This window comes from Chryseobacterium gallinarum, assembly GCF_001021975.1.
Lineage (GTDB): Bacteria > Bacteroidota > Bacteroidia > Flavobacteriales > Weeksellaceae > Chryseobacterium > Chryseobacterium gallinarum.
Genome location: NZ_CP009928.1, coordinates 728,681 through 753,062 on the forward strand (window position 1 = coordinate 728,681; position 24,382 = coordinate 753,062).

Here is a 24,382-nt window from a genome sequence, read left to right on the forward strand (position 1 = left end):
ATAGTATGAAATTAGGTTTATTATTATTGGCAACACTGCCAATCGCGGTTTACGCACAGGCTCAAAACAGCAGTACCGCAGTAAACTCTTCCACTGAGTATCCTAATACTTTTTCTTCAGGCTCCGCTAATGTACAACCTTTCGACAATAAATCCAGACGCTTCAGAGACTGGTCTATATCAGTTGGAGGCGGTCCGGCATTTATGGCTCATGCTGACCTTACATCACTTCGTAAGGATAATACCAAATGGGGGTATAATGCCTACATCAGTGTGGATAAGCAAATTTCACATACATTCGGTTTAAGCCTTATGTATACAAGAGGAGAAACGAAACAAACAGGACAACTACCAGGTGCCGCAGGGCAATTGGCAGGAATAGCTACCGCTACTACTCAATTTGATGCCATTTCCTTATTAGGAGACATCAACTTTTCTAACTTATTGAGAAGAGTGGATAATCATTCTCCTTACAGATGGTCTTTCCATGGTTATATGGGAATTGGCCTTATGGGGTACAGAACATCATTACATGACAATGATGAAAACAGATGGAGCACTAACCCTAAAAGAGTTCCGTTATTTATCAAACAAGATCTTGATATCAACTCTGTTTACTACCAGGGAGGTTTAGGCTTGAAATATAATGTTTCAAAACTTATTGACGTAGAAGCAAGAACCATGTACTTCATCAGTGGAGACGACTCTTTCGACGGTGGCGGATGGGGTGATGCTAATAACTACGACCCTTCTACTCCAGGATCAAAATATAATATGATCAATGACAAAAGATCTGATAATGCATGGACAGTTACTTTAGGGGTATCTTTCAAACTAGGGAAACATTTATCTCACCTGGCATGGCATGACCCTCTGCAGGAAGCTTATTACAAAACCAATGTATTGGAAAATGCATCTACGGATTTTGTAGTGTGTGAAAAAGGAGATGCTGATAATGACGGGGTATGTGATGATTGGGACAGACAGCTTGATACTCCTGCAGGAGCAAGAGTAGATGGTGCCGGAGTAGCATTGGATATGGATCTTGACGGAGTTATCGACTTATACGATAAGTGTGTAACCGTTCCAGGGCCTGTGGAAAATAACGGATGTCCGGTTAAATAATAACATAATAAAAAGTTGAAAAACTTTTCAGCAAGAAAAATCATATAATAAATACACGATGAAATTAAGTTTAGCAATTGCTGCATTAGCATTGGCGGTTCCCACTGCCGGCTATGCACAAGACACTATGGCAGCTTCGGGTGGAGAATATCCTAACACATTTTCTTCCGGATCTGCTAACGTTTCCCCATTTACCAACCAATCAAAAAGATTTAATGACTGGTCTATTTCAGTAGGAGCAGGGGTTCCTCTTCTTCAATCATCTGATTTAACCTCTATTAAAAACGGGAACGGTAAAAACCTTTTTGGCTATTCTGCCTATGTAAGTATTGATAAAGCCATCACCCATGCTTTTGGCCTGAAGCTGCAATATGACAGAGGAGAAACCAGACAAGGATGGTTCAATACCAAGGATACTGCACCTGATGCCACGGCAGTAGGAGCAAGAACCCAGTATGATGCAATCTCCATTTTGGGAGACATTAACTTCTCTAATCTTTTAAGAAGAGTTGATAACCACTCTCCTTACAGATGGGCACTTCATGGATATGCAGGTGTTGGTACGCTTGCTTACAGAGCTTATCAGAAAGACATCAAAGGACAAAGATTAATGACGGAAGTCAAGCCTTTCAAGTTAGGATCTATGTTTATGCAGGCAGGTGCCGGGTTGAAGTTCAAAGTTAACAAAAGAATTGATCTTGAAGGTAGATTGATGTATGTGGTAACCGGTGATGATGAATTTGATGGCGGAGGAGATGCATACAGTGCAATCAACAAGCGTTCAGAGCAAGTTTCTGACAATTTCTTCAATGCAACTTTAGGTCTTTCCTTCAAATTAGGAAAACATGATTCTCACTTAATGTGGCATGATCCGCTTCAGGAAATCTATTACAAACTTGACGTTCTGGCCAACAAAAACCAGGATATAGAAGTTTGTAAAAAAGGAGATGCTGATAATGATGGAGTATGCGACGATTGGGACAGACAACTTGATACTCCTGCAGGAGCAAGAGTAGATGGAGCCGGAGTTGCCCTTGATACTGACCTTGATGGTGTTATTGACCTTTATGATAAGTGTGTAACAGTTCCGGGACCTGTTGAAAACAACGGATGTCCGGTAAAAAAAGACAATAACCAGACTGCTGTAGAAGTAGAAAAAACCCTTAAGGATATCTACTTTAATTTTAATAAAGCGACCATCAGACCTGAATCTAATAGTAAATTAGATCTGGCAGCTTCCATAATCAAGGAAAATGGAGGTAATTACTTACTGACTGGGCATACTGATATTAAAGGAAGTGCTGCTTACAACCTTAGATTATCTAAAGAGAGAGCTGCTGCCGTGGTAGCTGCTTTAGAAAGCAGAGGAGTTAGTCAGGATGTTTTAAAATCAAGAGGTGTAGGATCAGCAGAAGCTACGGTTCCTGCCACTGCTTCAGACGCAGAAAGATTAGCAGACAGAAAAGTTACAGTAAGATTTGTGGAGAGCTCTGAATGGAATTCTATTAAGAAAAAAGACTATGAAGATGCTCCGGTTAAAAAGCCGGCAAAAAAAGCTTCCGCTAAGAAAAAGAAAAAATAATTTCTTATAATATAAACCGAAAAGAATAGTTCTTTTCGGTTTTTTTTTTTCAATTACGGAATATTTTACATACCTTTATATCATTTTAGAGGGAATATGTTCCAAAAGTATTGGAGGATTAGTATTGCCAACTGAAAAAAATTCATACAAATATAATTATTAAGAAAAAAAATCATTTAAAATAACTTAACTTAAAAAAATAACACTATGAAATTAAGTTTAGCAATTGTTGCATTAGCTCTAGCTTTACCTACTGCCAGCTATGCACAAGACTCAACGGCAGTTTCAAAGGGAGAATATCCGAACACATTTTCTTCCGGATCTGCCAATGTTTCCCCTTTTACTAATCAATCAAAAAGATTTAATGACTGGTCTATTTCAGTAGGAGCAGGAGTTCCTCTTCTTCAATCATCTGATTTAACCTCTATTAAAAACGGGAACGGTAAAAACCTTTTTGGCTATTCTGCCTATGTAAGTATTGATAAAGCCATCACCCATGCTTTTGGCCTGAAGCTGCAATATGACAGAGGAGAAACCAGACAAGGATGGTTCAATACTAAGGATACTGCACCTGATGCCACGGCAGTAGGAGCAAGAACCCAGTATGATGCAATCTCTATTTTGGGAGATGTTAATTTCTCTAATCTTTTAAGAAGAGTTGATAACCACTCTCCTTACAGATGGGCACTTCATGGATATGCAGGTGTTGGTACGCTTGCTTACAGAGCTTATCAGAAAGACATCAAAGGACAAAGATTAATGACGGAAGTCAAGCCTTTCAAGTTGGGATCTATGTTTATGCAGGCAGGTGCCGGGTTGAAATTCAAAGTTAACAGAAGAATTGACATCGAAGGTAGATTGATGTATGTGGTAACCGGTGATGATGAATTCGATGGCGGAGGAGATGCATACAGTGCAATCAACAAGCGTTCAGAGCAAGTTTCCGACAATTTCTTCAATGCAACTTTAGGTCTTTCACTAAAATTAGGAAAACACGAATCTCACTTAATGTGGCATGATCCGCTTCAGGAAATCTATTACAAACTTGACGTTCTGGCCAACAAAAACCAGGATATCGAAGTATGTAAAAAAGGAGATGCTGATAATGATGGAGTATGCGACGATTGGGACAGACAGCTTGATACTCCTGCAGGAGCAAGAGTAGATGGAGCCGGAGTTGCCCTTGATACTGACCTTGATGGTGTTATCGACCTTTATGATAAGTGTGTAACAGTTCCGGGACCTGTTGAAAACAACGGATGCCCTACCACTACCACAGGACCTGTAGTAGAAACAGAAACGAAATTGGAAGGAATCGAGTTTGATTTAAATTCTGACAGAATTTTACCATCCAATACTCCTATTCTGAACAATGCTGTGAACTATATTAATTCTTCAAGCGGAGCTTATAACGTAATCGGAGCTACAGATACAAGAGGTACTGACGCTTACAACCAAAAACTTTCTGAAAGAAGAGCGAATAACGTTAAAAATTATTTAATTAAGAACGGAGTTCAATCTGATAAACTGAAAGCTATAGGTAAAGGTGAAAAAGACCTTAAATATCCTGAATGTGAACCGGCTACTAAATGTCCTGAATGGAAAAACAGAGCCAACAGAAGAGTTTATTTCGAAGCTAAATAATAAACTTATTAAACTATTATATGAAAGTCACGCCCTGCGTGACTTTTTTTGTCATCATACTTTCCTTATTTTTACAACATGATTTCTCCGCAGGATTTTCAAAAGCTAAAATATGATACTCTTAAGTATTTCTGGGGCCATACCGGCTTCAGAGATGCTCAGGAAGAAATTATCAATTCAATTATCAATGAGAAAGACACCCTGGTTTTACTTCCTACTGGTGCCGGAAAGTCTTTATGTTATCAGCTTCCTGCCTTGCTGAAAGAAGGAACATGCCTCGTTATTTCCCCTTTGCTGGCCTTGATGAAAGATCAGGTTAATCAGCTTAAATCTCGTGGCATAGAAGCGGAATACCTTTCCTCGGAACTGGATGAATATGATGCCGAAACCATTTATGGACGCTGTAAGGAAGGTCTTACGAAATTATTATACATTTCCCCTGAAAGGCTTACCAATACTCAGTTTATTCAAAACATCCAGGATATTCCGTTATCGTTTATTGCCGTTGATGAAGCCCATTGTATTTCAGAATGGGGACAGGATTTCAGGCCAAGCTACCAGAATATTAAAGATTTCAGAAAAAACAATCCCGAAATCCCTTGCCTGGCTTTAACAGCAACAGCAACGCCCAAAGTCCTTGAAGAAATCAAAAATAAACTGGAACTAAAAAAACCTTCAATATTCCAGAAAAGCTTTAAAAGAGATAATATCAAAATTTTCACAGAAGAGGTTTCTGACAAGTTTCAGCGTGTCTTTGATATTTTAAAATATACCAATGATTCCGGGATTGTATATGTAAGAACCAGGAAAGAAGCTGAATTATTGGCTGAGTTCCTGAAAAAAAATCAATTGAAAAATGTAGATTATTTTCATGCAGGTTTAACAACAAAGGAAAAAAATACCAGACAAGCGATCTGGAACAATAGTGACAGTCATGTCCTGATTTCCACAAATGCCTTCGGAATGGGTATTGACAAAGATAATGTCCGTTTTGTTATCCACTATTCTCCAGCGGCATCTCTTGAAAATTATTATCAGGAAATTGGAAGATCGGGAAGAGATGGTAAGGATAGTTTTGCCTTTCTGCTTTGGAACAAACAGGAACTTCTGAATTTTGACCAGATTTTAAAGAACCAGATTCCTAATAAGGCAGAATTTTTAAAGATTATCAATTACCTCTACTCTATTTTTCAGGTAGCCGAATTTGAATTGCCTGAAAAAACCTTTCAATTACATTCTATAGGAATACAAAACTTCACCAGGCTTTCAAAAGCGAAGATCAACAATGTATTAAACTTTCTGCATAACCAGGAAATCATATATTACAATGACAACAAAAGCCTGTCTTCTCTGGAATTGCTTATCAAACCTGATGAAATAGACCAATTACCCAGAAAAGATGCTCATTTTATTGAACTGCTTCTTCGCACCGTATCCGGAATTACTACACATAAGGTGATGTTCAGTGAGCAACAGGTAAGCAACAAAACCGAGGTAAGCGTTCCTTTGATCAAAGAACGTCTGAAAGAGCTTCAGCAAAAAAATTACCTTGAATATATTGATGGTGCATTATCCAGTGTAAAATTTTTAAAACCGCGTGACGAAAGAGCCGTAAATAATGCTTACTGGAAACTCTTTGAACATATTCAGAGAAATAAAATTCAGAAATGGGAAGAAATGAAGTTTTATGTAGAAAACAATGATTATTGTAAAATGAAACTTATCCTCGCTTATTTTGGTGAAAAAAATCCTAAAAATTGCGGCCAATGCTCGGTATGTGAAAAAAATAAACAATCTATTTTCGGAAAGAATATTTCGCAGCAAATCATCAATTTACTGGCAAAAAAACCTTCTACCATTGAAGAACTTTCCGTACAACTGAGCTACCATTCTAAAAATAATATTTTAGAAAACCTTATCTTTCTTCTGGATTCCGGGAAGGTGAAAATGCTGAACTTCAGGACTTATGCGCTTAACCATGAGTAATGGTAATCAATGAAGATATCTTTGATGAATGATTGATGAAATTTACTTATTTCTCATCAACCATAAGCTCAAAACAAGTATCACTGATACCCCGCTATTCGAAACAATAAAAACCGTTTACCACCTTCTTCTTAATTTTTAACTATTAACTAAAAACTTATCTTTGTAGCATGAAATCATTGAAAGTCGTTTTTTTAGGAACACCTGAATTTGCCAAAACTTGCCTGGAGGCTATTCATCAATCGCATCATCATGTTGTAGGCGTTGTAACCGTAGCAGATAAAGCGAGTGGACGTGGCCAGAAAATAAATCAATCTCCTGTAAAGATCTATGCTTCAGAAAACAATATACCCGTTTTTCAACCTGAAAAATTAAGGAATCCTGAGTTTTTAGAAGAGCTCAGAAAATTAGATGCTGATGTTTTTGTAGTCGTGGCATTCAGAATGATGCCTAAAGTTCTTTTTGAAATGCCTAAAATGGGAACCTTTAATCTGCACGCCTCTTTACTACCCGACTACAGAGGTGCTGCTCCCATCAACTATGCCATCATCAACGGAGAAGAGAAAACAGGCGCAACCACTTTTTTTATTAATGAAAAAATAGATGAAGGAAATATTCTCCTGCAGGAAGAGCTTATCATCTTACCGGATGAAAATGCAGGGAGTCTGCACGACAGGCTCATGGAAATGGGCTCAAAATTAGTTGTCAGAACCTTGGACGGGCTGGCAGAAAATGCCATCGAAGAAAAACCTCAGCCACAGGTTGAACATCCAAAAAATGCCTACAAAATCTTTAAAGAAGATACCAAAATCAATTGGCAGGCGCCTTCAAAAAAGATCCATCAGTTTATCCTTGGGATGTCGCCTTATCCCGCAGCTTTTACCACTTTAAAAATCGGTGCAGAAGAAAAAGGATTGAAAATATTCGGGGGTAAATTTGAAATTGCCAATCATGGGAAACCAGCCGGAATATTGGATATTTCAAAAAACGAATTTAAAATCTATACGGAAGATGGTATTTATTTCCCACAAGAGCTCCAACTTGAAGGCAAAAAAAGAATGACTGTAAAGGATTTCCTGAATGGTTTCAGAAATTTTGATGAAATATCGCTTTAGAATTCACTATAAAAATAAAGGTCACAAAAGATACAAAATCCTTTGTGACTTTTATTTTAAAAATGCAGAAAGCCGGTCTGTCATCAGCTCTTTACTATTTTTCTGCGGATTCTGCTGATAAATTCAGGGGTAACTCCAAGATATGCAGCAATCTGGATATTGGTAAGGCGATGAGCCGTTTGAGGATACTCTTTCAGAAAATCAAGATAACGTTCTTCTGAAGGCTTGCTCAGGTTATCAATAATTCTGCGCTGTAAAGCAATAATTGACATTTGAAACTTGAGCCTCATCAATCTTTCCACTTCAGGCATTTCAAAATAAAATCTTTCTTTCTTTTCTTTTGGAATAAGAAAAATCTCACTGTCTTCTATTGCCTGTATATTGAGTTTTGATGGAATCAGATTAATAAAACTGTCTATATCAGAAACCCACCAGTTTTCTATACCGAAATATAATATTTGTTCCGCTCCATGATGATCAGTATGAAATACTTTAAAACAACCTTTCACCACAAATCCTTCAAACTGGCAAATATCACCTTCTTTTAAAAGGAAGTCTTTCTTTTTCATCTTCTGAAGCCTGAAAGCGCTGCAATATTTATCCAGTTTTTCTTCGCTAATGTCTACATATTCTCTGATATGCTTTTTTAAGGACTCAATCATAGTTTAAAAATAAAAAAGGTTTAGAAAAACTCCTAAACCTTTATTTATATTCTTGCCAATATTATTCACTGCATTACGGAGCTTCTACTGACTAGCAAATTTATAACTGAACCATCTCGGTAACCTCCACATCGTATCCCCCAACCTGAGGTTTGATATTAGGGTTTTGGGTGATTACCTTAAACTTGTTGATTCCTAAATTCTTCAGAATCTGTGTGCCTATACCGTAATCTCTATAATTATAAGCTAAAGTAGGATGCTGCTCCTGGCCATCCTGATAGTTCAGGAACTGCTGTAATTTTCTCAATGTATTTTCAGAATTGGAAACATTGTTGATGAAAATAATTGCTCCTTTTCCGGCTTCGTTCACCATATTGGTTACTTTTTCCAATAAAGGTTTCTCACCGTTATTCAGTCTTGTTAATACATCAAAATAAGAATCGGACGACTGTACTCTTACCAAAACCGGCTCATCTACTGTCCATGTTCCTTTGGTTAAAGCAAAATGGATCTGGTCATTGGAAGTCTCTCTGAAGGCATAAAAGTCGAAATCACCGTAGTACGTTTTTACTTTTTTCTCTTCAAGTCTTTCCACAAGGTTTCCTTTCTTAAGCTGATAATGGATCAAATCTTCGATGGAAACAATTTTCATGTCATGTTTCTGAGCAAAAGCATGAAGTTCAGGTAAACGGGACATGGTTCCGTCTTCATTCATGATTTCACAAATCACTCCTCCTTCCTTCAATCCTGCCAGATGGGTCAGGTCAATAGCGGCCTCTGTATGTCCGGCTCTTTTCAGCACCCCTCCTTTTCTTGCACGAAGCGGGAAAATATGCCCGGGTCTCATGAAATCTGTAGGCTTAGACTTCTCATCCATCAAAGCTAAAATTGTTTTTGCCCTGTCTCCTGCAGAAATACCGGTAGAAGTACCGTTCCCCAGAAGGTCTACAGATACGGTAAATGCTGTTTCCTTAGGATCGCTGCTTCGGCTTACCATTACTTCTAATCCTAATTCATCGCATCTTTTCTCAGGAAGCGGCATACAGATTAAGCCTCTCCCATGCAGTGCCATAAAGTTGATAATTTCAGGTGTTGTCAGCTCTGCAGCACAAAGAAAGTCACCTTCATTTTCTCTGTCTTCATCATCTACTACTATGATTATTTTACCATTTCTAAGGTCTTCTATCGCCTCCGGAATAGTATTTAATTTAATATCAGACATTTTTACTTTTTAAATTTTTGCAAAGATACTTATAAAAATAAGCATGTGCCAATTAATATGAATGGTTTATTACGCTTTGGGTAAAGAGTTTACGGAGTTTCTGAAAATCTCATAAGATCTTAACCTTTTCTGATGATCATAAATATGTGAATTGATCATTAATTCATCCACATTGAATCTTTTCTGGAAATCTTTAAGCTTTTCTGTAATCTCTGCCTGATCGCCGATGAAAGTATATCTCAGCTTTTGCAGCACCATTGATTTTTCCATAGGTGACCAGATTTCATCCATATCATCTACCGGCGGGGCAAAAGGCTTCCTGTCGTTTCTTACAATATTGATAAAGGCCTGGAATAAGGTTGTTGAAATTCTATGAGCTTCCTCAGAAGTATCTGCTGCCACTCCATTCACGCAAGCTATAATATAAGGTTTATCCAGCTGTTTGGAAGGTTCAAAATGCTCAGTATAAATCTTAAATGCCATTTCCATCTGTTCCGGGGCAAAATGTCCTGCAAAGGCGTATGGTAAACCGAGTTCAGCAGCCAGCCATGCACTATCCGTACTTGATCCCAGAATGTAAAGCGGAATATCCAGGCCTTCTCCAGGAATAGCCCGGACCATCGATTCAGCATTTTCTTTGGAAAAGTACCGCTGAAGCTCAAGAATCTGTCTAGGAAATTTTTCGTTGATGGTTGCTGGATTTCTTCCCAGCGCCTGGGCCGTCAGCCCGTCTGTTCCGGGCGCTCTTCCCAATCCAAGGTCAATTCTTCCGGGAAACAGGGACTCCAGTGTTCCAAATTGTTCGGCAATGATCAGAGAACTGTGATTGGGCAGCATAACCCCTCCGGAGCCTACTCTTATTTTTTGGGTTCCATTGGCTATAAAACCAATTAAAACTGAAGTGGCAGAACTGGCAATGCTTTCCATATTGTGATGCTCTGCCAGCCAGAATCTTTTATAATGTAAATTTTCAGTATGGTTTGCTAAAGATAAACTGTCCTGAAACGTATCGTGGATACTTTTCCCTTGCTTTACGGGAGCCAGATCCAAAACCGATATTTCAAAATTTTTCATAATCTTATTTTTTAGGTTTGAAAAACCAAGCAAATTTAAAATATAAAAACCGCATTAGTTACTTTTTGTAATTGATAGGATTGATGAATGAGTTCAGAGAAAAACTATTAAGAAATGATGATATTTACTATGGCAGCACCTTATCTCAGATGTATGTTGGATTCAAATGTAAAAGAAATAAAAAATAAACAACCTCTATAAATCATTTATAAGGGAATTAATCACTACATTCGTATTCAACAACAAATCTTAAAATAATATCATGAAAACAAAACCAAAAGTACTGATTTCCCCAATAATCTTCATGGGTTATATGGCTGTAGCCTTTTTATCCTCGTGTGATAAAAACAATGATGATCCGGTTATCAACACTGTTCAGACGCAAAAAGAAGAGATTAGAAAAGGGCAATTAAACGGCCAGCCAATTACCTATGTCAGAAAAGACGGCAAAAACTTCTTCCAGGGTGATATTGTATTAACTGATGAACAGCTGGATGGTCCTCAAAAAAAAGGCGGGGCAAGCTACTCCCGGTGGCCTTCAGGAAATATTTACTATACCATTGCCAGCAATATGGGCTCCATTAACAGAGACAAAATTATTAATGCGATCAATCAATATAACTCTTATACCAATACCAAATGGATTGCCCGCACTAACCAGAGCAATTATGTACAGTTTATTTTCGGAAGCCAGACAGGATCAGACGGGTGGGCTCATATAGGATACAGAGGTGGTGTACAAACCATTTCATTGGACCAGTATATTTCTGTAGGATCAGTCATTCATGAGATGGGACATACCGTAGGGCTTTATCATGAGCATACCCGTCAGGACAGGGATCAGTATGTCCGGATCCTATGGGATAATATTCAAAGCGGACAAAGCTACAACTTTGATAAGTATACTTCAGGAGTGGATATTGGCCCTTTTAATATCAATTCGGTGATGATGTACTGGCCAACTTCTTATTCCAGAAACGGACAGCCTACCATAACCAGGGCCAATGGCAGTAGTTTTACCTATACCAGAACAGGCTTCACGACCGGTGATATCAATACCATCAATGCAATGTACCCTTAATATACTTCAAAAAAGGGGAAGAATTCTTATGAATTCTTCCCCTTTTTATAGTTGTAATGATTCAAAAGAATCCTGATTTCATTAAATTCAAAATGACTGGGAAGTGCATTTTTCCATTCCGTTAAGGTCTCGTGTGATTTCTTGTAAAACTCCGTTTCAAAGGCTTTTATTTTATCCGAAGTAATCACTCTTGAAATATCCAGCAATCCCTGTTCTGCAAATTTTGCAAGGTGTCCGATGACCGTTTCCTTTACCAGCCCTCTTTCCAAAGCAATTTCACCAATGGTTTTTCCTTGTTCAAATAATTGGAAGGTTAAAACCTGTGAAGGAACTTTAGCAATTTTGAGACTGACTTCTTTATCGTTCTTTTCATCCAGCAGTTTAGTATCCAGCAAATGAATTTCTTTCAGACTGTTAAGGTATTCTTCAATATCTTCAAGCCAGTCTCTGAGTTCTTCATTGTACTGTTTCAATCCTTTAGCTCCTTTGATCTCAGCATAAAAATCTTTTAAAGGATCGAAAATCTTGTTTCTGGTTTCAGTAAAGAAAAAATTAACGGCACCTTTTGTTTTATTTTCTATTTCGGACCACTCCTCTTTTTCACCGATAAAATTATTTACCTTTTGGAAAATAATCCTTTCCAGTTTTTCAAAAATCTTTCCGAGGGTTACTGCTTCATGCTTCAACTGAAGATACAACTGGTTGGTTTTAACGTGGTCGATATTTTTTGTAACAATTGACAGGTTATTCCAGTTTTCAACTTCTTTTAGAAACCATAAGCAATCCAGTGTCCTAAGCACTTTCCTGATACTATAATCATACTTTTCTCTATTCAGGATTTCCTCGACATGATCATTGGCAACGGTGCCGGTATGAAAATGAAGAATCCTGTTATCTTTAAAAATGACTTCCGGAGTAATTTTTGATTTTAAAACAATTCCTTCCAATGTTCTGCAACGCGATAAAGCAACATACACCTGACCGGCAGTAAAGCTTTTACCCGCATCGATAATCACTTTATCAAATGTTAATCCCTGGCTTTTGTGAATGGTAACAGCCCAGGCTAGTTTAATGGGAAACTGTTCAAAACTTCCCAGAACCTCTTCTTTAATGTTTTTTTCAGTGTCCAGGAAATATTTTTTCTGTTCCCAGGTTTCCCTTTTTACTGTAATTTCCATTTCGCTGCCGTCCAGAACAACACGTATCTCATCTTCATCCAGGCTAATAATTTCACCAAGCTTTCCGTTAAAATATTTTTTTTCTCCGGAAACATCGTTTCTGATAAACATGATCTGCGCTCCTACCTTCAGCTCTAAAAACTGGTCGTTAGGAAACTGGTTTTCTTTAAAATCTCCTACAAGTTTTGCTTCATATGTCCTGGCATCTGCTTTTATTTCTGCCAGTTTTTCCTGGTTGATTTCATCTGCCATTTTATTGTGAGAACACAGATATACATAAGATTCTTTGCCCATATCAAAATCCGGGTCATACCTTTCATTAAGATGATCAAAATCTATATTGTCTGTATCTCCGTCCCGGATAGCATTTAAAACTTTAAGGAATTCCTGGTCAGATTGCCGGTAAACCTTGGTTAATTCAATAGTAACCAAAGGAATTTCTTTAATGGCATGGCTATCGAAAAAGAAGGGTGAGTCATAATACATTTTTAAAACATGTTCATCCCTTACTACCGGAGGAAGCTGATATAAATCCCCGATAAACAGCATCTGTACCCCACCAAACCTCTGATTGTTTCTTCTGATAAAACGTAAGGAGAAATCCATCATGTCCAGTACGTCTGCTCTCAGCATAGAAACCTCATCAATAATGATAATCTCAACTTCCCGCAAAAGTTTAAGCTTGTCTTTTCTGTATTTGAAATGAGGCATCAGGTCGGCAATATTATTGGCCAAACTGGTATCTATTCTTTCCGTAGTGGGCAGGAAGGTTCTTAAGGGCAAACCAAACATGGAATGGATGGTAACCCCTCCCGCATTGATAGCTGCAATTCCCGTAGGAGCTATAACAATATGTTTTTTTCTTGTCCGCCTTACAAAATCATTAAGAAAGGTGGTTTTTCCTGTTCCGGCTTTTCCGGTCAGGAAAACACTTCTGTTGGTGTACTCTATTAAGTCAAAAAAATGATTATTCATCGTCCTCAAAAATACGGAAAATGAATTTGAAATTCTTACCTTGGCATAAGTTTTGAAAATTCTTAAAAAGAAAAAAACTTATTGTGAAAAAAATTTTACTTCATATTCCGGCAGTAGTATTGTGTTCTACACTTATTCTTGTTTCTTGTAATACTTCAAAAAATCTTAATACCAATCTTCCTGTAGATATCGCAGATCGTCCTGCAGATGAAGACAGTCAGAAATATGATCAGGCACAGCTCGATAAACTAAAGGCATCTATAGAATCTGAAGCTTCAGGCGAAAAATGTACAGACGCCTCCGACTGGGTATTTGTAGCGATGGGGGTAAAGTCCTGTGGCGGACCTCAGCAATATATTGCCTATCCTAAAAAGATAGAGAATTCTATTCTGCCAAGAATTAACGACTATACGGACAGGGTAAGAATTTTTAATGAAAAATATAATATCACGTCTGACTGTACGGTGGTTCCGGTTCCGACTTCCCTTAAATGTGTGAAGGAAAAAATACGGATGATAACTCCGGACGGTGACGAAAAAAACAGCAAAGGTTCTATATCAAATCAATAAAGACTTGATATACAGAGCTCCATCTTCCGATGGAGCTTTTTTTATATTGATATTCCGTAGACAACATTGGCTTGTCCAGCAATTACAATTCGTAATTCTTCGCATTTTCTTTGTACCATGAGGAATATTTTACATAGTTATCCGCAATCCGGTTAACTTCTCCTTCCAGTAACTGAGCGTTAATATCTTTAATCTTTTTGGCCGGAACGCCTCCCCATACTTCCCCGGATTTGATATGAGTCCCCTGAGTCACTACAGAGCCGGCTCCTACAATAGAATTTTCTTCTACCAGACAGTCATCCATTACGATAGCTCCCATCCCGATCAGTACATTATCATGAATTGTACATCCATGAACAATGGCATTATGTCCTATGGAAACATTATTCCCGATATTTAAAGGATGTTTCTGATAGGTACAGTGAAGCATTGCATTATCCTGAACATTTACTTTATCACCCATTTTGATGTAATGAACATCTCCTCTGATCACAGCATTATACCAAACACTGCAGTCTTTTCCCATGGTAACATCTCCGATAATTGTAGCCGTCTCAGCTAAAAATGTGTTTTCCCCGATCTGAGGTATTTTTCCTAAAAGTTCTTTTACAAGTGCCATAATTTTAATTTGAAAATTTGAAACTAAGCTAATTTGAAAATTGTGAATTGCTAGACTGTATTTCCAATATCTACCTTCTAAATTATAGTGATAGCAAAAATCTAACTCCCAATTTTCAGCTTCTAACTTCTAATGCGTATTTTTGTATCTCAAATTTAACGAAAAAATGCGTACCGTACTTATAGAACCAACCGAAAACCCGAAAGTAATGAAATTTGTTGCTGATTATAATCTCATTCCGGGTTCTTTGGAGTTGGACAGAAATTCAGATATCTCAGAAATTCCTTTAGCTCAGGAACTTTTCAATTATCCTTTTGTAGAAAGGATTTTCATTACTGCCAATTTTGTAGCAGTAGCCAAACAGGATACCATCGAATGGGAACATGTAGCTGAAAGCCTGAAGAATGTGATTGAAGATGAATTGTTGGCAAATCCAAGAATTTATCTTCAGAAGAAAAAAGAAATGTATCAGATTTATGCTGAAATGACTCCGAATCCTAATGTCATGAAGTTTGTTTCAAACAAATTACTGATAGATGGTTTTGTAGAAGTGAAATCGAGGGATGCTGCGGAAGAAGTTCCTTTGGCGCAAGCTATTTTCAATGAGTTTGATTTCGCAACGGAAGTTTTCATTTCCGATAACTTTGTAGCGGTTACCAGAGACAATTCCGTGGAGTGGCATCAGGTAATGATGACAGTTCGTTCTCTTATTGCTGATTACCTTCAAAACGGAGGCACAATATCCAACCTTGAGCCTCAGAAACATGAAAGTCCTGTTGAAAAAATCATTAACAGAGATTATACTGAGGATGAACAGAAAATTTCCGATATTTTAAATGAATACGTAGCTCCTGCAGTAGAAAATGACGGAGGAAAGATTTCCTTAATGGAATATGATGAAGCGAGCAAAACTGCGAAAATGCTTTTACAGGGAGCCTGTTCAGGATGCCCGAGCTCTACAGCGACTCTGAAAAACGGAATTGAGAATATTTTAAAACAATTCGTTCCGGATTTAGTAGAAAGAGTTGAGGCAGTCAACGGATAATACATTTTTATGAATTCTCCCGGAAAGATCCTGGTTATCATTGGAAGTGCAACAAAGAATTCCAGCAATCAGAAGCTTATGGAGCAGGTGTTGGAAAAAAATCCGGGTATTCATTTCCAGATGTATGATGACCTGTCTGCTTTTCCGCATTTTGATACTTCATGCACTGATGTCAATATCCCCAAAGAGATAGTGAAAATCAGAGAGGATATCCAACATTCAGCGGGAGTCATATTTTCTACACCGGAATATATTTTCAGTATTCCGAGCAGATTAAAGAATGTATTGGAGTGGTGTGTTTCCACAAATGTCTTTACAGATAAACCTGTTGCATGTATTACGGGTTCGGCCAGTGGAGAGAAGGGGCATGAAGAGTTATTATTGCTTTTAACAACGTTGGGAGCAAAAATAAATGACAAACATCAGCTTTTGATAAAAGGGATAAAAGGTAAAATAAAGCCTGATGGCTCAGTTGAAAACAATACCTTTGCTAAAGTACTGCAATTGGTAACGGATTTTTCAGAATCCGTTTCATAATTAAAAATAAAAATATTGAATAAAAAAGGAATTTTACTGGTCAATCTTGGCTCTCCAAGATCCACGGCTGTAAATGATGTAAAAGAATATCTTGACGAATTTTTAATGGACGAAAGGGTAATTGATTACCGTTGGATTTTCCGTGCACTTCTGGTTCGGGGAATTATCTTAAAAACAAGACCTGCCCAATCTGCCGAAGCCTATAAAACGGTATGGACGGAAGAAGGCTCTCCCTTAATTGTCATTACTGAAAAAATTCAGAAAAAGCTTCAAAAACTGGTGGATGTCCCTGTAGAAATAGGGATGAGATATGCTGAACCAAGTATTGAAACCGGTATTCAGAAACTGGTAGATCAGGGAGTTTCCGAAATCGTTCTTTTTCCATTGTATCCTCAATATGCCATGAGTACAACGGAAACCGTTATTGAAAAAGCAGAAGAAGTAAGGAAAAAGAAATTTCCACAGGTTAAGATCAATTATATTCAGCCTTTTTACAACAGGGATATTTATATCAATTGTCTGGCAGAAAGTATTAAGGAAAAGCTTCCGGAAAATTTTGATGCGCTGCAGTTTTCTTATCATGGGGTTCCGGAGAGACATATTTATAAAACAGATCCTACCAAAACCTGTAATCTTAACGATTGCTGTTCCAGAGATGAGAATCCAAGTCATCAGTTTTGCTACCGTCACCAATGTTATAAAACAACACAACTTGTCATTGAAAAACTGAATTTACCTAAAGAAAAAACCATCGTTTCTTTCCAGTCAAGATTAGGAAAAGATAAGTGGATTGAACCTTATACAGATGAAACACTGGAAACAATTGGTAAAAAAGGAATAAAAAACCTGGCCATAGTCTGCCCGGCATTTGTTTCAGACTGCCTGGAAACACTGGAGGAAATCTCTGTAGAAGGTAAAGAACAGTTCCTGCACGGTGGCGGTGAGAATTTCCATTACATTCCCTGTCTGAATGATGAAGACCGATGGATTGAAGTGGTAAAAACACTTTGCGAAGAAAAACTAAACGACTTTTACCTGGTGTAAACCATCCCATATAAAAATAAAAAAGGCCACAAATACTACAGTATCGTGTGGCCTTTCTATTAGAGAATACAGTAATTTACTTTTTGATTAAGTTTCCTGCTTTCTGTCCATTTACCATTACAACATATACTCCAGGAAGAATATTTGATGGAAGTTGTATTTCCAGTTTATTAATTCCGTCAGCAATATTGACTTTTTCAGAAACCTCTCTTTTTCCCGTTAACCCGATTAATTCCACAGTTCCTTTTCCGGATTTCCCTTCAAATGCTACTGTAAATCTATCCGTTGCCGGGTTTGGACTGATAGTATAAAGCGGAGCATCTGCTGCAATTGCAGTTTTTCCTGCCGGTGAAGTACCTCCACCAACACCTACCGCATTCCAGGCGTTTGTAACCTGAGTCACTTCATTACTTCCTGCTCCATACAGATCTGCTGCTGCCTGAAGAGAATAAGTTCTTGTATTGGCGTAAGTAGAAGAAGAAGTAAGATAAGTAGTCAGGGTTCTATAAGCAATAGCTGCTGCTTTGTCGAGCCCGATTCCCGACACATTATAGGCAAAGCCTTTATCGTTGGTACCTGATCCTCCTGTTACCAGAAGGTAATACCAGAAGTTAAGCACTCCGGAATTGGTATGAACACCACAATAATCGTTAGTTTGACTTGGAAAGGAACAACCAGAAGTGGTTGCTGTTTTCCAATAGGTTCCCATATAGGTATCAGGCTGTCTGTAAGCATTAGGATTAGACATATCCCGGATCACGTAATTGAAGTCTTCTCCTATTGTCCAGCTTGCTTTGGCAGGTCTTGCCCAGCGTTCAATAGTGTTTCCAAAAATATCAGAAAAACCTTCATTTAACGCTCCTGATTCTCTCTGATAAGCAAGATTGGCCGTTTTGGAAGTCATCCCATGAGTAATTTCATGCCCACAAACATCAATAGCTGTTAACGGTTTACCACCATTGGTTGTAGAACTTCCGTCACCATACAACATTCTTGATCCATCCCAATAGGCATTGAATAAATTGGTTGAATAATGAACATATGACTTGATGGCAAAATTATTATTATCAATACTCTTTCTGCCATATTTTGTATAGTAATAATCCAATGTCATTTCAGCACCCCAATGGGCATCGGTAGCATATTCGTCTTTATTGGTATTTATATTGTTCCAATTATTGTCTGCATCTGTGAAATCTACTGCATTTGCAAAATTGGTCCCTTTCTTCATATTATAAGTTTCGACTGCTGTTCCGCCGTTTCTTCCGGTTTCTCTTAACCTGTAACTTCCGTTATATGAATCTGTTATAATACTTCTGCTGCCGCTATACACTGTTGTTGCTGTTCCCGGTGTATTTACTTCATGAATAATAGCGTCTGTTCCCAATACTTTCCCATTTTTAGCATCTACAAAAACGTATTGTCTGCTTAATGGTTTTTCTGCATAGATGTCAAATTTATAAGCCAGCTTTAAATCGGCCATATTCTCATCTGAAGGATCTGAATAATATACTAATTCTCCTTTGGGAGCAAAAGTAGCATCAGAGTTGCCTGCTTCTCTTTTAATAAAATCTTCTTCCGTTTTATTTTGCCATTTATAAGCTTCTGCTCCTACAAATGATAAGGCATTTTGTAATGCTATATCTTCAGAAATATTGGCTGCTTTCTCTACAGCTTTAGGAGTATTGAGGATCCATTTACCCGATTGTCCTACGATTTTCCCTCCTTTCGTCTGTACCGCCATCATTCCATATTCTACAGGAATGCCGTTAACAGTTTGCTGAAATCGATGCGTCTCAAAGCCTAATTTATCTTTTTCTGTCCCCAATTTACGGGCTTGCCCGGGAGAAAGTCTCTGAGAACCCTCATCAAATAAAACCGGACTTCCCTGAAAAACAGGACCGTTTTTATCGAATCTCATAAAATCTGAATGTAATCCGCTTTTACCCGGAATCAGTTTGGATGGTCTGTCTTGCCCAAAGACAAAAGAGCTGACAGCAATACCAGCTAGTAAAATAAATTTTGTTTTCATAAAATACCTGTTAATTATTATAACGAATTTATAAATTTTCCACAATGAAAACACTTAAATTTTAAATAAAAATAAACACATAGCTTAAATTATTAAACAAAACACAATGATGATTTTAAAAAGAAATAAAATAATTAAATAAAATTTTATTTATAAAAATAATTTCAATTAATAAAATCAACTTTAATCAGCACTTTGTGAATTATTTTTTTTCGTTATGTAATGCATTACATTTATAAACCTAAAATAGATGTCTTAACAATCATTTTATCAGTATTCATAAAAAAACAGACCATCTTTTAAGACAATCTGTTCACTTATTTTTATATTTTAAATTATAATTTATTTTCTAACAGGTGTTCTGAATTCTCCGTAGCCAATCAGTCCATCATAATTCCTTCCAAACGGAGCATAATATAAAAAGGCCTGGTATAAATTTTCCGTTTGCCAGAAGTTACCGTTTATCTCACCAAAATTAATAGGCCCGTCAGCTTCCTTCGTAGCGAGAATATAGTTATAAAAACCTTGTTTCAGAAAGATTCTGGCTACATACTGCTTATTGGCTGCATCATACTGCATCTGGTTTTCTTTACCCGGTTTAAAATCATTAAATCCTCCCAGAATATAAATTTCTTTATCCACGGGTTCCGAATCAAGATAAAAATGTACCCATGAATAATCTGCTTCACGCTCAGCATCACGCTCTCTTCCTAAGTCATTCCTCCTGTAATACCACGCCCCGTTAACGTCAGGCTGATACTGGTAATTCAGCGGAAAAGCCCATACCGGATGCAAATATGTCTGGTTAACTCCATCTTTTATTTCTGTTGAGCGAACCATATCTGCTGCCATATTCATATTCTTATTATCGAAATAATAAAATTCATTATCTCCCGGGAAAGTAAGGTTCATTTGCTGAAAAAGCAGCTGATTCCCCAAAACAGAGCTCGGCTTCTGATTAAAAATAACCATATTCGGATTATTATTCTGCATCAGGTTTAAGCTGACAGAATTAACATTAGAGGAAAGATCTCCTCCGGCTGAAACAGCTTTTACTTCTACTCTTTGGTTAAGATTAGGCTTTTTGGCATCGGAAATCCTTGAAACATTCAAAGCCATAGAAGCCCCATTTTCCACCATATAGAATCTTCTTTTAAAAAGAGGCTTATCTGCTGAGTCTTTATACACAATGAGTTCAAAATTTCCTGAAATTTTCGGCTGTATTTTATCATTGGGAAAAACCAGCTTGTAATGGGTATAAGCCTGCAGTGTGTTAAATGAATATTGAAATTTATCAAGGAGTCCGTTCATACTTCCATTGGCAAATTCAGTAAAAAACAGATTATCATCATTCCAGTTCCTGTCATAGTGTTTAATAGTGTACCGGTAAATCTCACTGCCATTAGTAAGATCATCAAAGCTTAAAACCAGTTGTTCACCGAACTTGATAACAGGAGTTTCATCGTTCGTCTGTGGATTAAACAGCTGGATGCTCTGGATATTTTGTCCAAAAACCATCCCACCAAAAGAAAGTAAAAGTATTCGCAAAGTTTTCATTATGACGAAGATAACGAAAAATCAGCATTTTCTCAATAATATCGTATTTTTGAATAAAAAATATTCGGATATGCTTCAGATTCAAGGCTTCGTATTTAACTTTGCGAGCGAAAACACCTATATTATTTACAACGAAAACAAAAATGCCTGGTTGATTGATCCGGGTAATATGAATGCACAGGAAACCCAGGCCATTAGTAACTTTATTACAGAAAATGGTCTGAAAATTCAGAAAATCCTTCTCACTCATGCTCATATTGACCATGTCTTCGGACTTCAATGGGCTTTTGACACATTCAAAGTCCCTGTAAATATGCATCAGGAAGATCAGGAAGTCCTGGATATGCTGCAGGCCAGCGGAATAAGGTTCGGGATGAATATAAATCCTGTAAAAGTAGATATTGAATATGTAAAAGAAGGAGATGAACTCGATCTGGATGGAGAAAAATTTAAAATCTATCATGTTCCGGGACACTCACCCGGAAGTGTAGTGTATCATCATGAAAACCAGAAATTCATGATTTCCGGAGATGTTCTTTTTGAAGGAAGTATTGGCCGTACAGATCTGTACAAAGGAAATTATGAACAGCTGATAGAAGGCATAAAAACAAAACTTTTCATATTGGATGGAGATACGCAGGTATTTTCCGGCCATGGGAATCCTACAACCATTGGTTTTGAAAAACAGTATAATCCGTTTTTTAAATAAAAGAGAGTTTGATGTACTGTAATTTTTATTGTTCATAGATTGTAAAGATTTCACAGATTTCAAGCGAAAGATTATGCTCACGCAGATTTAGCAGATAACGCAGATTTTATAAGAAAAACATAAAAAGAAACCGCCAGGAAAATTCCGGCGGTTTCATTGTTATAAAGAAATAGAGTTTTAAAAATCTAAAGTAATAGAAGCTCTTGCAGCCGCTCCCATAATAGGCCTTGCCATTCTTATGTTGCTTCCGCCCATGGTTTGAGATCTTGGATCCCCTTCTGTAATCCCAATGGTATTGAAAATATTGGTTCCATCAACTGCAAAACGTATTTTTCCCAATTGGTAAGACATCCCCGCCCCGAATTCTGTAAAGGACGGCAGAATATTATCTTCCGTATTTCCTTCGTTCTGGAATCGTTTCCCATAATAATTCATACTTACATATGCCCTCCATTCTTTAGTGATATTCACTGCCGGAGAAATATTAAAATAAAATTTAGGCATTCTTCTTACCGTATTTCCATCATAATCAAATGTGGAGCCATCCGGATTCCTTCCCCTGAAGTCTTTATATTTTGGATTCTGAATGGTTCCATTGAAAGTGACTTCAAGAATGTTATTGAATAATCTGGTATACCCTTCAATCTCTACCCCAAGGTTGGTAGTATTGGCAAATTTGTTTTCTGAAGTTCCGTCAGAGAATACATCTGTAAATGAAAGATTTTTAAGAGTGGAATAAAAAGGAATCACCGCAATATCAAAGGTGCGGGAATAATATTTATATCCTATCTCCAGCTGATTGGTCTGCACCGGTTTAATCTGGCTCAGATCTGACATATTATTATAATAAGCTTCCTCATTCGGCGATCTGAAACCATGGGAAAAACGGGCATACAATGCATTTTCCCTGTTGATTTTATAATTGGAAGCCAATGTATAAGAAACTTTATTCACATCATAATACCAGTATGTATACCTGTTTCCCAGAACAGCCATATTATCATCTGCCGTAGTAGTTGCAAAGCTATGGGTACCATCAACTGTAAGACCCGAATTATTAAGATTAGCGGTGGTGGTATTTACACCATATCCTTTATAATAATCCCTGCTATAGCGCATACCTCCGTTAACACTCCAGTCATCCGTAATAGTATAGTCCACATTTACATACAAATCGTTCAGGCTTCCCTGAATCTGGGAATCTCTGATCAGAAAAGACATATCCGTAACTCCATTATACGTTTTAGAATAGCCGGTATCAGAAGGATTAAGTGAAGTATCAACTAAATTCAACAGCTGCGGGCGGTCCGTAGCCGTTGTTAGGATATTGCTCCAGTTCCAGTATTGATGAGACTTCCAGTTTGATTTATAGAAACCTGCGGTTACGTTCCCTTTATCAAATTTATAATTGAATTGTAAATCATTGACAAAGTTATTCATCTGCTTATCTATAGCCCAGAAACCTAATTTCTGAACATAGGCAGGGTCTACAACTGTTCCATTGCTAACCAATGAATACTGATAATTGGTCATTCCCATCCCTTTGGCAAATTCAGCAGCTGTTTTGGGTGCGCCGGCCGGGAAAATTCCCGTATAGTTCATATCAATATTGGTATATCGTGTTTTGTTTACAACGGTGAAATTATTACCCAGGTCATATTTGAATTCTGCTCCCAGAACATCCATTTTGGGATGAATTCCATTTTCAAGATCCCGGCTGAAGAAACCTCCTCCTGCCTGTGGAATAGTAAGCTGACCGATTGCCCTGTAGCTGTAGGTACCGTAATTGGCATCAAATCCCGGGAATTCTTTCAGCTTATCCCCGTCCTGCAGGAGAGGAACAGGCAGGTAAAATGTATTCCTGTCATCCAGCTTTTTATAATAAACCTTTGCATATCCTTTATCAAAAACATATTTCAGGTTCATTCTGATCTGTCCTCCATTATTGGCTCTAAAACCTGTTTTTCTGATTCCGCTATCGGTTCTGAAGAAACCTCCAACATTGAAAAACAGTTTATCTTTCATCAGCGCTCCTCCAAGATTAAGATCTGTTCGCATGAGCCCATAGGTACCGGTCTCAAGCTTGGCAGTTCCTTTAAAATCGTTGGTCCCTTCTTTCGAAATAAAATTGATAAGCCCTCCCGGAGAATTGGTTGCATAGATGGAACCTGAGCCTCCCCGTAATGCTTCAAGGCGGCTTACCGTATTATCCACTCGAAAAAAATTGTCTGCATTGGCAAACTGAAGCGCTCCGTCTTCGAAAACCGGAAGACCATCCTCCTGTACCTGTACAAATTCATAAGCTCCGGCTGAAGGAATTCCCCTGGCAAAAAGGTTGTTTCCTACTTCACCTCCTGAAGTTTCCACAGCAAATCCCGGAACCCTCTGCAGCAATGCGGCGGCACTGATTGGATTTTGTTTTTGGATTTCCTTAGCATTAAAGGTTGAAATAGCAGTACTGGATTCTATTTTTTTCTTTGGATTAGAGTTTCCCGTAATCACAATCTGATCGATAGATGAAACCTTCACAGAATCCTGTGGCGTTTCCTGGGCATAAGCGTTATTGAAATACAATGTAGCTGTAGCGGCAATTAAAAAGATTGATTTTTTTTTCATAGCCCTATTTT

The 24,382-nt window shown here is 37.7% G+C and carries 19 protein-coding genes; 11 read left to right on the top strand and 8 right to left on the bottom strand.

Annotated features, from left to right (window positions below):
• Positions 1-5 precede the first annotated feature (5 nt).
• The 5 genes from OK18_RS03375 to fmt all read left to right on the top strand — a co-directional run bounded on the left by OK18_RS03375 (position 6) and on the right by fmt (position 7,451).
• Complete coding sequence (locus OK18_RS03375; protein WP_050019845.1) at positions 6-1,124, top strand: hypothetical protein; 1,119 nt, start codon at positions 6-8, stop codon at positions 1,122-1,124.
• Between the two features lie 58 nt (positions 1,125-1,182).
• Positions 1,183-2,706: an OmpA family protein gene (locus OK18_RS03380; protein ID WP_053327083.1), complete on the top strand. Its 1,524-nt coding sequence runs from the start codon at positions 1,183-1,185 to the stop codon at positions 2,704-2,706.
• Positions 2,707-2,913: 207 nt separating this feature from the next.
• On the top strand, positions 2,914-4,350 hold the full coding sequence (locus tag OK18_RS03385) for an OmpA family protein (RefSeq protein WP_050019843.1): 1,437 nt from the start codon (positions 2,914-2,916) through the stop codon (positions 4,348-4,350).
• Between the two features lie 78 nt (positions 4,351-4,428).
• On the top strand, positions 4,429-6,336 hold the full coding sequence (locus OK18_RS03390; RefSeq protein WP_053327084.1) for a RecQ family ATP-dependent DNA helicase: 1,908 nt from the start codon (positions 4,429-4,431) through the stop codon (positions 6,334-6,336).
• 170 nt (positions 6,337-6,506) lie between these two features.
• Entirely contained in the window at positions 6,507-7,451 is a 945-nt protein-coding gene (fmt, locus tag OK18_RS03395; protein ID WP_053327085.1) for a methionyl-tRNA formyltransferase, read from the top strand.
• An 83-nt stretch (positions 7,452-7,534) separates the two neighbouring features.
• Here the strand turns inward: fmt and OK18_RS03400 are convergent, their stop codons facing one another.
• From OK18_RS03400 to OK18_RS03410, 3 genes are all read right to left on the bottom strand, one after another.
• Entirely contained in the window at positions 7,535-8,113 is a 579-nt protein-coding gene (locus OK18_RS03400; RefSeq protein ID WP_050019841.1) for a Crp/Fnr family transcriptional regulator, read from the bottom strand.
• A 100-nt stretch (positions 8,114-8,213) separates the two neighbouring features.
• Positions 8,214-9,335, bottom strand: a complete 1,122-nt coding sequence (gene ribB, locus OK18_RS03405) for a 3,4-dihydroxy-2-butanone-4-phosphate synthase (protein ID WP_050019840.1) — start codon at positions 9,333-9,335, stop codon at positions 8,214-8,216.
• Between the two features lie 69 nt (positions 9,336-9,404).
• Complete coding sequence (locus OK18_RS03410; RefSeq protein WP_082129124.1) at positions 9,405-10,409, bottom strand: LLM class flavin-dependent oxidoreductase; 1,005 nt, start codon at positions 10,407-10,409, stop codon at positions 9,405-9,407.
• A 262-nt stretch (positions 10,410-10,671) separates the two neighbouring features.
• On the opposite strand from OK18_RS03410, the gene OK18_RS03415 reads away from it, so the two are divergent.
• A complete protein-coding gene (locus OK18_RS03415; protein WP_053327086.1) occupies positions 10,672-11,490 on the top strand; it encodes a M12 family metallopeptidase in 819 nt (272 codons plus the stop codon).
• A gap of 26 nt (positions 11,491-11,516) precedes the next feature.
• Here the strand turns inward: OK18_RS03415 and OK18_RS03420 are convergent, their stop codons facing one another.
• On the bottom strand, positions 11,517-13,643 hold the full coding sequence (locus OK18_RS03420; protein ID WP_050019838.1) for a helix-turn-helix domain-containing protein: 2,127 nt from the start codon (positions 13,641-13,643) through the stop codon (positions 11,517-11,519).
• Between the two features lie 83 nt (positions 13,644-13,726).
• On the opposite strand from OK18_RS03420, the gene OK18_RS03425 reads away from it, so the two are divergent.
• Positions 13,727-14,212: a hypothetical protein gene (locus tag OK18_RS03425; protein ID WP_053327087.1), complete on the top strand. Its 486-nt coding sequence runs from the start codon at positions 13,727-13,729 to the stop codon at positions 14,210-14,212.
• An 82-nt stretch (positions 14,213-14,294) separates the two neighbouring features.
• Here the strand turns inward: OK18_RS03425 and OK18_RS03430 are convergent, their stop codons facing one another.
• Positions 14,295-14,831, bottom strand: a complete 537-nt coding sequence (locus OK18_RS03430; protein ID WP_053327088.1) for a gamma carbonic anhydrase family protein — start codon at positions 14,829-14,831, stop codon at positions 14,295-14,297.
• A 166-nt stretch (positions 14,832-14,997) separates the two neighbouring features.
• Between OK18_RS03430 and OK18_RS03435 the strand changes: the two genes are divergently transcribed.
• From OK18_RS03435 to hemH, 3 genes are read left to right on the top strand one after another with little or no spacing between them, the layout of a single operon-like run.
• The gene (locus tag OK18_RS03435) at positions 14,998-15,876 is read left to right on the top strand and encodes a NifU family protein (protein WP_050019835.1); all 879 of its coding nucleotides are present in this window, start codon (positions 14,998-15,000) and stop codon (positions 15,874-15,876) included.
• Between the two features lie 9 nt (positions 15,877-15,885).
• Complete coding sequence (locus OK18_RS03440) at positions 15,886-16,413, top strand: NADPH-dependent FMN reductase (RefSeq protein WP_050019834.1); 528 nt, start codon at positions 15,886-15,888, stop codon at positions 16,411-16,413.
• A 15-nt stretch (positions 16,414-16,428) separates the two neighbouring features.
• A complete protein-coding gene (hemH, locus tag OK18_RS03445) occupies positions 16,429-17,457 on the top strand; it encodes a ferrochelatase (RefSeq protein WP_050019833.1) in 1,029 nt (342 codons plus the stop codon).
• Between the two features lie 76 nt (positions 17,458-17,533).
• Here the strand turns inward: hemH and OK18_RS03450 are convergent, their stop codons facing one another.
• Together OK18_RS03450 and OK18_RS03455 are read right to left on the bottom strand one after the other, a co-directional pair.
• Positions 17,534-19,489 (bottom strand): M4 family metallopeptidase, encoded by a 1,956-nt coding sequence (locus tag OK18_RS03450; RefSeq protein ID WP_053327089.1) that lies wholly within the window; start codon positions 19,487-19,489, stop codon positions 17,534-17,536.
• Between the two features lie 342 nt (positions 19,490-19,831).
• Positions 19,832-21,046 (bottom strand): type IX secretion system plug protein, encoded by a 1,215-nt coding sequence (locus OK18_RS03455; protein ID WP_050019831.1) that lies wholly within the window; start codon positions 21,044-21,046, stop codon positions 19,832-19,834.
• Between the two features lie 70 nt (positions 21,047-21,116).
• Between OK18_RS03455 and OK18_RS03460 the strand changes: the two genes are divergently transcribed.
• Positions 21,117-21,755: an MBL fold metallo-hydrolase gene (locus tag OK18_RS03460; RefSeq protein ID WP_053329282.1), complete on the top strand. Its 639-nt coding sequence runs from the start codon at positions 21,117-21,119 to the stop codon at positions 21,753-21,755.
• A 177-nt stretch (positions 21,756-21,932) separates the two neighbouring features.
• Here OK18_RS03460 and OK18_RS03465 read toward each other — a convergent pair whose 3' ends face one another.
• Positions 21,933-24,371 carry a TonB-dependent receptor gene (locus tag OK18_RS03465; RefSeq protein WP_053327090.1) on the bottom strand — a complete coding sequence of 813 codons (2,439 nt, stop codon included), beginning with the start codon at positions 24,369-24,371 and terminating at the stop codon, positions 21,933-21,935.
• Between the last annotated feature and the right edge of the window lie 11 nt (positions 24,372-24,382).

What these genes read in the sequence shown, in the direction of transcription:
- OK18_RS03375 (WP_050019845.1), top strand. Translation starts at nt 6, where the DNA reads ATGAAATTAGGTTTATTATTATTGGCAACACTGCCAATCGCGGTTTAC.
- OK18_RS03380 (WP_053327083.1), top strand. Translation starts at nt 1,183, where the DNA reads ATGAAATTAAGTTTAGCAATTGCTGCATTAGCATTGGCGGTTCCCACT.
- OK18_RS03385 (WP_050019843.1), top strand. Translation starts at nt 2,914, where the DNA reads ATGAAATTAAGTTTAGCAATTGTTGCATTAGCTCTAGCTTTACCTACT.
- OK18_RS03390 (WP_053327084.1), top strand. Translation starts at nt 4,429, where the DNA reads ATGATTTCTCCGCAGGATTTTCAAAAGCTAAAATATGATACTCTTAAG.
- fmt (WP_053327085.1), top strand. Translation starts at nt 6,507, where the DNA reads ATGAAATCATTGAAAGTCGTTTTTTTAGGAACACCTGAATTTGCCAAA.
- OK18_RS03400 (WP_050019841.1), bottom strand. Translation starts at nt 8,113, where the DNA reads ATGATTGAGTCCTTAAAAAAGCATATCAGAGAATATGTAGACATTAGC.
- ribB (WP_050019840.1), bottom strand. Translation starts at nt 9,335, where the DNA reads ATGTCTGATATTAAATTAAATACTATTCCGGAGGCGATAGAAGACCTT.
- OK18_RS03410 (WP_082129124.1), bottom strand. Translation starts at nt 10,409, where the DNA reads ATGAAAAATTTTGAAATATCGGTTTTGGATCTGGCTCCCGTAAAGCAA.
- OK18_RS03415 (WP_053327086.1), top strand. Translation starts at nt 10,672, where the DNA reads ATGAAAACAAAACCAAAAGTACTGATTTCCCCAATAATCTTCATGGGT.
- OK18_RS03420 (WP_050019838.1), bottom strand. Translation starts at nt 13,643, where the DNA reads ATGAATAATCATTTTTTTGACTTAATAGAGTACACCAACAGAAGTGTT.
- OK18_RS03430 (WP_053327088.1), bottom strand. Translation starts at nt 14,831, where the DNA reads ATGGCACTTGTAAAAGAACTTTTAGGAAAAATACCTCAGATCGGGGAA.
- OK18_RS03435 (WP_050019835.1), top strand. Translation starts at nt 14,998, where the DNA reads ATGCGTACCGTACTTATAGAACCAACCGAAAACCCGAAAGTAATGAAA.
- OK18_RS03440 (WP_050019834.1), top strand. Translation starts at nt 15,886, where the DNA reads ATGAATTCTCCCGGAAAGATCCTGGTTATCATTGGAAGTGCAACAAAG.
- OK18_RS03450 (WP_053327089.1), bottom strand. Translation starts at nt 19,489, where the DNA reads ATGAAAACAAAATTTATTTTACTAGCTGGTATTGCTGTCAGCTCTTTT.
- OK18_RS03455 (WP_050019831.1), bottom strand. Translation starts at nt 21,046, where the DNA reads ATGAAAACTTTGCGAATACTTTTACTTTCTTTTGGTGGGATGGTTTTT.
- OK18_RS03460 (WP_053329282.1), top strand. Translation starts at nt 21,117, where the DNA reads ATGCTTCAGATTCAAGGCTTCGTATTTAACTTTGCGAGCGAAAACACC.
- OK18_RS03465 (WP_053327090.1), bottom strand. Translation starts at nt 24,371, where the DNA reads ATGAAAAAAAAATCAATCTTTTTAATTGCCGCTACAGCTACATTGTAT.